7 protein-coding genes are annotated in these 8698 nt (G+C 71.7%); 2 read left to right on the plus strand and 5 right to left on the minus strand.

The window, feature by feature from the left end; all coding sequences use genetic code 11:
* The first annotated feature begins 31 nt into the window (after window positions 1-31).
* Entirely contained in the window at window positions 32-985 is a 954-nt protein-coding gene (locus ACWCPN_RS22075; protein WP_451208653.1) for a LysR substrate-binding domain-containing protein, read from the plus strand.
* A gap of 50 nt (window positions 986-1035) precedes the next feature.
* Here ACWCPN_RS22075 and ACWCPN_RS22080 read toward each other — a convergent pair whose 3' ends face one another.
* From ACWCPN_RS22080 to ACWCPN_RS22100, 5 genes are all read right to left on the minus strand, one after another.
* Entirely contained in the window at window positions 1036-3405 is a 2370-nt protein-coding gene (locus ACWCPN_RS22080) for an ABC transporter permease (protein WP_451208656.1), read from the minus strand.
* Window positions 3402-4091 (minus strand): ABC transporter ATP-binding protein, encoded by a 690-nt coding sequence (locus tag ACWCPN_RS22085; protein WP_365120270.1) that lies wholly within the window; start codon window positions 4089-4091, stop codon window positions 3402-3404. Before ACWCPN_RS22085 ends, ACWCPN_RS22080 begins: the two co-directional genes overlap by 4 nt.
* Window positions 4088-4612, minus strand: a complete 525-nt coding sequence (locus ACWCPN_RS22090) for a PadR family transcriptional regulator (RefSeq protein WP_199211829.1) — start codon at window positions 4610-4612, stop codon at window positions 4088-4090. Before ACWCPN_RS22090 ends, ACWCPN_RS22085 begins: the two co-directional genes overlap by 4 nt.
* A 163-nt stretch (window positions 4613-4775) precedes the next feature.
* The gene (locus tag ACWCPN_RS22095; protein WP_451208660.1) at window positions 4776-5033 is read right to left on the minus strand and encodes a hypothetical protein; all 258 of its coding nucleotides are present in this window, start codon (window positions 5031-5033) and stop codon (window positions 4776-4778) included.
* Window positions 5030-5980, minus strand: coding sequence for an SPFH domain-containing protein (locus ACWCPN_RS22100; protein WP_451208663.1), 951 nt, complete (start codon window positions 5978-5980; stop codon window positions 5030-5032). Before ACWCPN_RS22100 ends, ACWCPN_RS22095 begins: the two co-directional genes overlap by 4 nt.
* A gap of 237 nt (window positions 5981-6217) precedes the next feature.
* On the opposite strand from ACWCPN_RS22100, the gene ACWCPN_RS22105 reads away from it, so the two are divergent.
* Window positions 6218-8560, plus strand: a complete 2343-nt coding sequence (locus tag ACWCPN_RS22105; RefSeq protein WP_451208665.1) for a transglycosylase domain-containing protein — start codon at window positions 6218-6220, stop codon at window positions 8558-8560.
* Window positions 8561-8698: the final 138 nt, after the last annotated feature.

The following is an 8698-nucleotide window of genomic DNA, read 5'->3' on the forward strand; positions in this document are numbered from 1 at the left end:
ACTCGGTCGGGTTGATCGGAGGTATCTATCAGTGACCGTCAGTAGCGCGAGTGGCAAGCGGCGCCAGCCCAGCCTGTCCCAGCTCCGTGCCTTCGCGGCCGTGGCCGAGCATCTGCACTTCCGGGACGCGGCCGCCGCCATCGGAATGAGCCAGCCCGCCCTGTCCGGCGCGGTCTCGGCGCTGGAGGAGATCCTGGGCGTGACCCTCCTCGAGCGTACGACCCGCAAGGTGCTGCTCTCGCCCGCCGGTGAGCGGCTGGCGGTACGGGCGAAGGCGGTGCTGGACGAGGTCGGGGCACTGCTGGAGGAGGCCGAGGCGGTCCGGGCGCCGTTCACCGGGGTGCTGCGGCTCGGGGTGATCCCGACCGTCGCGCCGTATCTGCTGCCCACCGTGCTGGGCCTGGTCCACGAGCGGTACCCGCACCTCGACCTCCAGGTGCACGAGGAGCAGACCGCCAGCCTCGTCGAGGGCCTGCAGTCCGGCCGCCTGGACCTGCTGCTGCTCGCCGTCCCGCTCGGCGTCCCCGGCGTGACCGAACTCCCGCTGTTCGACGAGGACTTCGCGCTCGTCACCCCGCCCGACCACCGGCTCGGCGGCCGCGAGGGCATCCCGCGCGAGGCGCTGCGGGAACTGAACCTGCTGCTGCTGGACGAGGGCCACTGCCTGCGCGACCAGGCCCTCGACATCTGCCGCGAGGCAGGCCGGGAGGACGCGCCGGTCAGCACCACGGCCGCCGGGCTGTCCACCCTGGTGCAGCTCGTCGCGGGCGGCCTCGGCTGCACCCTGCTGCCGCGCACCGCCCTGAAGGTCGAGACGACCCGCGGCAGCCGGCTCCGCACCGGCTACTTCGCCGCCCCCGCCCCCAGCCGCCGGATCGCCTTCGCCATGCGCGCGGGCGCCGCCAGGGGAGCGGAGTACGAGGAACTGGCGGCGGCCCTGCGCGAGGAGCTGCGGCCCCTGCCGGTGCGGGTGCTGGAAGCCTGACCGCCGCTTCGGGGGTCCGGCGGCGCCCCGCACGGGACGCCGCCGGACGCCTACTCGGTGCGCAGCCCGTCCGGCCGCATCAGCCGGAGCAGCGGGGGCAGGCTGAGCAGGGTCACCGCGAGCACCACCGCGGCGCCGGCGCCGCTCATGGCCAGCACGCTCGCCCAGTCGACGGTCACCGGCGTCGCCGTCATCTTCAGCAGCACCGCGCCGAGGGTCAGGCCGACCGCGGAGGACAGCAGCAGTCCGAGGACGATCGGGACCGCCGTCTGCCACAGCACCGACAGGCCCAGCGTGCGGCGCCGGGTGCCGAAGGCGACCAGTGAGGACAGCAGCTTGCGCCGCTCACGGAGCTGCTCCAGCTGCGAGACCAGCAGACTCGCGCCGATCAGCGCCAGCACGCAGACCGCGCCGACGAACAGGCCGGTGCGCAGCGAGGTGAACTTCGTGGACTCCTCGGTCGCCGTCCAGGTGAACACGTTCGCGGTCGCGGCCACCCGGGCGGCCGTGTTGCGCACGTGCTCCGGCGCGTCCGGCACCGACTCGTCGGTGCGGACGAAGACATGGCCGCGCAGCGCGGACCGCGCCTTCGCGGGCAGCGCGGACGTCGTGACCAGCAGGCCGTTGGCGCCGTCCTGCAGCGCGTCCTCGCGGTAGGGCACCTGCCGGAGGCCGGCCGGCAGCTTCCAGGGCACCTGGAGGCTGGGCGTGTCCGAGCCGTCCGGGTCGAGGTAGAGCTGCCGGCCGGGCCGGACGACGGCTGCCACGGAGTCGTTGTACGAGGAGTCGTAGTGCGGGTTGCGCAGCGTGAACACGTCGCCGTCCCGGCAGGAGGGCAGCCGGGCCACCTCGCGGAGGGCCGCGCAGTCACCGACCGTGAGGTCGACCAGGTTGTCCGCGTCCCGGCGCTTGTCGGCCGCCGTGGTGGTGGACAGCACCACCGACACCCGCACCCCCTCTGTCCTCCGGAACGCCTCGCCCACGGCGGCGGCGTCACCGCGGTCCGGCAGCGTGACCTCCATCGACGCCCGGCCGGGGTCCCGGCCGGTGCTCTTGGTGTACTGGCTCTGCACGCCCGCGAACAGCATCTGCAGCGCGATCGCGCCGGCCACCGCCACCGCGATGCCGTTGACCATGCGGGCCGCCGTGCCGCTGCTCAACTGCAGACGCCGCACCGCCAGTTGCCAGGAGACGGGGCCGGCGCCGAGCCGGGCGACGACCCGTTCCACGATCCACGGCAGCAGCGCGGTCACGCCGACCAGCAGCAGCAGCACCCCGCCGGTCACCAGGTACTGGTTGAAGCCGCCGTTGTCCCGTCCCTTGCCGATCATCGGATACAGCAGCGCGAGCCCCGCCAGCGGCAGCAGCAGCCGCCACCACAGGCGGCGCCGGGCCGGCCGGGCCGTCCGCACCACACCGAGCGGCTCCACGACCACCCCGCGCATCGCGAGCAGCGTCACCAGGACCGCGGACGCCGGCACCGCCACCGCGACCAGCGCGACGAGCGCGGGGGAGGGGTCGAGGTAGCCGGGGAACACGCTCTCGCCCAGCACCTCCACCGAGCCCGCGACCTGGCGTCCGATCAGGAAGAAGACCGTACCGACGGCCAGTCCGAGCAGGGATCCGGCCAGTGCCTCGCCCGCGGCGATCCGCCGGGTCATCCCGCTGTCGGAGCCGACCAGCCGCAATGCGGCCAGCCGGCGGTCGCGCCGCTCGCCGCCGAAGCGCACGGCCGCGGCGATGAACACGGCGACCGGCATCAGCAGCACCACGAAGACGACCAGCACCATCAGCAGCAGCACCGGGTCGGCCTTCTCGGTGGTCGGGTGCGGATCGCCGAAGCGCGTCAGCCGGTCCACCCGTACCCCGCCGTCCGCGTCGGGGTCCAGGCCCTTGGCGCCCGCGTAGTACGCCAGCTCCTGCGAGCCGATCAGCCCGCTCTCGCCGATGGTCCCCACGACCCGGTAGGGCAGCCGCTCGCGCAGCAGCCGGGCACCGTCCGAGGCGAGCAGATCCCGCAGCGCGGGGGAGACGACCATCTCGCCCTTCGCTGGAAAGTGCCCGAGGCCGGGCGGCAACGGCGCCCGCGCACCCTCGGGTTCGAGGAGCCGGCCCCGGACGTCCTTGGAGTGCCACTGGGTGTCGGTCGCGGCGACCAGCACGGTGTTGTCGGCTCTTGGCCGGGTGGTGCTGGAGAACGTGTAGTCGTAGCGGGCCTGCTCGACCCGGTGGCGGGCGGTGAACACGTTCGGCAGCGCGGTGGTCAGCAGCAGCAGGGCGACGCCCAGCCCGACGCCGACCGCCGTCAGCGTCATCCGGACCCAGCCCTCACGCCCGCCGGTGACGGCGAACCGCGCGCCCATGACGAGATCCCTGAACCTCCCCCGCGCGCGCGGGAGATCCCCCCTCGGCTGCTTCATACGGCCCGCTCCATGTCCCGGGACCTGCCGTCGCGCACGACGATCTCGCGGTCCGAGTACGCGGCCACCCGGGCCTCGTGCGTGACCAGGACGACGGCCGCGTTGGTGGAGCGGGCCGCGTCGGTGAGCAGCTCCATCACGCGCTCCCCGTTGAGCGAGTCCAGCGCGCCGGTCGGCTCGTCGGCGAACAGCACCCGTGGCCCGGTGACCAGCGCCCGGGCCACGGCGACCCGCTGCCCCTGGCCGCCGGAGACCTCACCGGGCCGCTTGCCCCGGAGACCGTCCACCTCGAGCCGCTCCATCCAGCCGAGCGCGGCCCGTTCGGCCTCCTTGCGGGAGGTGCCGTTCAGCCTCAGCGGAAGCGCCACGTTCTCCACGCAGGTCAGCTCCGGCACCAACTGCCCGAACTGGAAGACGAATCCGAAGTCGCTGCGCCGCAGCGCGCTGCGCTCGACGTCGCCCATCGTCGCGAGCTCCCGTCCGGCGTACGTGATCGAGCCCGAGTCGGGCGGCACGATCCCGGCCAGGCAGTGCAGCAGTGTGGACTTGCCGGACCCGGAGGGGCCCATCACCGCGACGACCTCGCCGGGGTGGATGGAGAACGAGGCGCCGTCCAGGGCGAGCGTCGGGCCGTAGGCCTTGCGCAGGTCCTCGGCGGCGAGCAGCGAGCCGGGGGGAGGGGTCACCGGGCCACCTCCGCACGGAGCCTGTCGAGCCGCGCGGCGGTCAGCTCCAGCCAGCGCAGGTCGGCCTCCAGGTGGAACAGGGCGTGGTCGCAGATGAGCTGGTCCGCGAGGTCGCCCTTGCGCTTGCGGTCGGTGAGGATGCGCATGCTGCGCAGGTGCTCGGCGCGCTGGGTGTCCAGGACGTCCGCGGCGTCGCGGTGGGTGAGCAGCGCGAGGACGACCTTGGTGTAGAGGGTCGACTGGAGGTACTCCTCCGGCTTCTCCGGGGTCGCGAGCCAGTGCTCGACGTCGGTGACGCCGGCGTCGGTGATGGCGTACCGCTTGCGCTCGGGCCCGCCGCCCGACTCGATCCCGTCGACTTCCACGAGCCCGTTCTTCAGCAGCCGGGACATCGTCGAGTAGACCTGGCCGTAGTGCAGCGGCCGGTCGTGACCGAACTTCTCGTCAAAGGCCCGCTTCAGGTCGTAGCCGTGTCGGGGGCCGGACTCCAGGAGCCCTAGGAGGGTGTGACCGATGGACATGGCAGAACTCTACACACGGTGTATACGCCGGGTGTATACGCGGAGTGTCCAGTGCCTGGCGGTCGGTGGCGCGGCGCAGGTGGGGGCCGGTTGTCCGGATTCGGTAACGACGGCGGCCCGCCTCCGTGTGCACGGGGGCGGGCCGGCCGGGACGTACGCGTGCTCAGGGTGCCGGCGGTCCGGCGGCGGGGCCCCCGGGCGGCCGCCCGCGCCGCGGCAGCGGACCGGTGTCCCGCGGCAGACGCCCCGCCTCCGACAGCGCCCTGCGCAGCAGGAACTCGATCTGTGCGTTGGCCGAGCGCAGTTCGTCCCCGGCCCAGCGCGCGAGGGCGTCGTAGACCGACGGGTCCAGCCTCAGCAGCACCTGCTTGCGCTGCCGGGCCCGTCGCGCGGGCGTCTCCTCCGACGACGGATCCGTCACTGGTAGAGGGTCCCGGTGTTGAGCACGGGCTGCGGGGCCCGGTCCCCGCACAGCACCACCATCAGGTTGGACACCATCGCCGCCTTCCGCTCCTCGTCCAGCTCCACGATGTCCTGCTCGGCGATCCTGGCGAGCGCCGCCTCCACCATGCCGACCGCGCCGTCCACGATCTGCCGGCGGGCCACGACGACCGCACCGGCCTGCTGGCGCTGGAGCATCGCCGAGGCGATCTCGGGAGCGTACGCGAGATGCGTGAAGCGCGACTCGACGACCCGCACCCCGGCCGCCTCCACCCGCGCCTGCAGTTCGACGGCCAGCTTCTCGGTGATCTCCTCGGCGTTGCCGCGCAGCGAGAGACCGTCCTCCTCGTGCGCGTCGTAGGGGTACTCGATGGCGATGTGCCGTACGGCCGTCTCGGTCTGAGTGGCGACGAACTCGGCGAAGTCGTCCACCTCGAACGTGGCCTGCGCGGTGTCCCGCACCTTCCACACCACGACCGCGGCCAGCTCGATCGGGTTGCCGTAGGCGTCGTTGACCTTCAGTACGGCGGTCTCGTGGTTGCGTACCCGGGTGGAGATGCGGGTGCGCGAGGTGAAGGGGTTCACCCAGCGCAGGCCGTCCTGCCGGATGGTGCCCCGGTAGCGGCCGAAGAGCTGGACCACGCGGGCCTCACCGGGCGCGACCGTGTTCAGGCCGCGCATCGCGATCACGGCGGCGAGGAAGACGAGCAGGCCGCAGACGATCAGCCCGCCCTTGGCGCCGCTCGCGGTCACCGCCGAGGCGGCGGCGAACAGCGCCACGGCCGCGGCGAGCCCCAGCAGGCCGAGGAGCAGGGCGAGACCGCCGCCGATGCTGTGGGCCTGGAACTCGCGGACCCGCGGTGCGGGCATCTCGGGTATGTCGGCGGACGTGGAGGTGTCGGGTGCGGACGTGCCGGCTGCGGACATGGTGGGACCCCCGGTTCTCGAAGACGTCCTATTCCCTCGGACGTCTAGCTTGCTTCTAGCTAAGTGATATCACTTTAGGCCTCCGGGCAACCCAAAGCCAGGGATAACCGTCGGTTCCCTGTGGGGCGGGTGCTGATTCTCACGTCCGTAAAAGAGCGGATCGGGCGCCCTTTGTCATATAGACGGGTGTTAGCTTTCGGAGCTGACCACTGAGACGGAAGCGGGAGCGTAGGACTCATGGGACGAGCGGAAGAGAGACGAGCGCGACAGCGTGGTGGTCGCCGCGCGGCGCCCAAGCGCCACCGCTCGCAGTCCACGGCCGAATCCGCGGTGGCGCCCGGCGGCAAGCCCGCCAAGGGCCGAATACGCAGGCTGTTCACCTGGAAGAAGATCCTCGGCACGTTCTTCGGACTGTGCCTGCTGTCCATCGGCGCCTTCCTCGCGCTGTACATGGCGGTCGACGTGCCCGCCGGCAACATCGCCGCCCAGCGGCAGAGCAACGTCTACAAGTACAGCGACGGCAGCATCCTGGCCCGTGACGGCAAGGTCAACCGCGAGATCGTGGACCTGGACAAGGTGCCCAAGGACGTCCAGCGGACCTTCGTGGCCGCCGAGAACAAGTCCTTCTACACCGACCCCGGAGTGGACCTCAAGGGCACCGCCCGAGGCCTGGTCAACACCCTCTCCGGGCGGGGCAAGCAGGGTGGCTCGACGATCACCCAGCAGTACGTCAAGAACTTCTACCTGAACCAGGACCAGACCGTCTCGCGGAAGCTGAAGGAACTGGTCATCTCGCTCAAGGTGGAGCGCGAGAAGTCCAAGGACGCCATCCTCGCCGGCTACATCAACACCTCCTACTACGGCCGCAACGCCTACGGCATCCAGGCCGCGGCCCAGGCCTACTACCGCGTCGACGCCCAGGACCTCAACGTCCAGCAGGGCGCGTACCTCGCCGCCCTGCTGCAGGCGCCCAGCCAGTACGACTGGGCGGCCGCGACCCCCACCGGCAAGCGGCTGGTCAAGGCGCGCTGGAACTACGTCCTGGACAACATGGTCGAGGAGAACTGGCTGCCCAAGGCCAAGCGCGACGGCATGAAGTTCCCGGTGCCCGAGGAGCCCAAGGGCGCCCCGGGCATGGAGGGCCAGAAGGGCTACCTGGTCCGGCTCGCCAACGACCAGCTCGCCCAGAAGCTGATGCGTGACGAGGGCCTGTCCAGGTCCGACGCGGCGGCCAAGGTCGACAGCCAGGGCTGGACCATCACGCTGAACGTCAGCCGCAAGAAGCAGGCCGCGCTGGAGAAGGCCGTCAAGGAGCGGCTGACCAGCAAGCTGGAACCGAAGAAGCGCAAGGTCGACGACGACGTCCAGGCCGGCGCCGTCTCGGTGGACCCGAAGACCGGCAAGATCGTCGCCATGTACGGCGGCGAGAACTACTTCGACCACTGGACCAGCAACGCCACCCGCCGGGACTACCAGCCCGCGTCGACCTTCAAGCCGATCATCCTCGCCGCCGCGCTGGCGCAGAACGCCACCACGCAGGAGGGCAAGACGATCACGGCGAGCACCGTCTACGACGGCACCAGCCGCCGCCAGGCCGTCGACCACGGCGCCAAGGTCGGCTTCGCACCGCCCAACGAGGACAACCGCAGCTACGGGCCCATCACCGTCCAGCAGGCGATGAACCAGTCCGTCAACTCCGTCTTCGCGCAGATGGGCGTCGACGTGGGCATGGGCAAGGTGATGAGCACCGCCAAGCAGCTCGGCATGGACACCGAGGGCATGCAGGCCGTGCCCGCGCAGACCCTGGGCTCCATGGGCGCCAGCCCGCTGGAGATGGCCGGGATCTATGCCACCTTCGCCAACCACGGCCGCGAAGTCACGCCCAGCATCGTCAAGTCGGCCGAGCAGAAGAGCCGTTCGGTCGAGATGCCCGATGCCGTCGGTGACCAGGTGATCAGCCGCACGGTCGCCGACAGCGTGACCTCGGTGCTCACCGGTGTGGTCGACGACGGCACCGCCCGCACCTCCGTGGCGAGCAACCCGCTGCGCAACGGCCAGCAGGTCGCGGGCAAGACGGGAACCTCCGACTGCAACCGCTCGGCCTGGTTCACCGGCTACACCCCGGACCTCGTCACCTCCGTCGGCCTGTTCGGCGAGGCGGCCAAGTCCGGCGGTACCGGCTGCGACGGCAGGCCGGTCAAGAAGAACGACCACGTCACGCTCAGCGGCGCCATGGGCGGCGGCCGGGTCAACGGCGGCGGCCCGCCGGCGGAGATCTGGGCGACCTACACCTTCGGTGTCACGGGCAGGTCCGAGTTCGACCTGGACACCACCCAGGGCGCGGCCGTCGAGCCGACGGACACCCCGACGGTCAGCGAGTCGCCGTCCGAAAGCCCGTCCAGCTCACCGAGCAGCGAACCACCGGTGTCCGAGTCGCCGTCGCAGTCGCCGTCCCAGACCCCGTCGCGGTCGCCGAGCCAGTCGCCCTCCCAGTCGCCGTCCCAGAGCCCGTCCAGCGAGCCGCCGACGGACCCCGTCACGGAGGACCCGCTCGACCCGGCCGGTGACGTCGGCCAGTAGACGCACGACAAGAGGGGCGCCCGGACCGGTCCGGGCGCCCCCCAGCCTGGGCCGCGGCCGGAGGCCCTGCGGTCTTACCCCCAGCGTCTGTTTGGGGTTGTTTGCGGTGGTTTTTTCAGGGGGCCCGTACAGTTCCCC

It is taken from the genome of Streptomyces sp. NPDC002386 (assembly GCF_053593175.1).

Bases quoted from the DNA above. Each gene is read 5' to 3' on its own strand.
- ACWCPN_RS22080 (WP_451208656.1), bottom strand. From the start codon at position 3,405: ATGAAGCAGCCGAGGGGGGATCTCCCGCGCGCGCGGGGGAGGTTCAGG.
- ACWCPN_RS22090 (WP_199211829.1), bottom strand. From the start codon at position 4,612: ATGTCCATCGGTCACACCCTCCTAGGGCTCCTGGAGTCCGGCCCCCGA.
- ACWCPN_RS22100 (WP_451208663.1), bottom strand. From the start codon at position 5,980: ATGTCCGCAGCCGGCACGTCCGCACCCGACACCTCCACGTCCGCCGAC.
- ACWCPN_RS22105 (WP_451208665.1), top strand. From the start codon at position 6,218: ATGGGACGAGCGGAAGAGAGACGAGCGCGACAGCGTGGTGGTCGCCGC.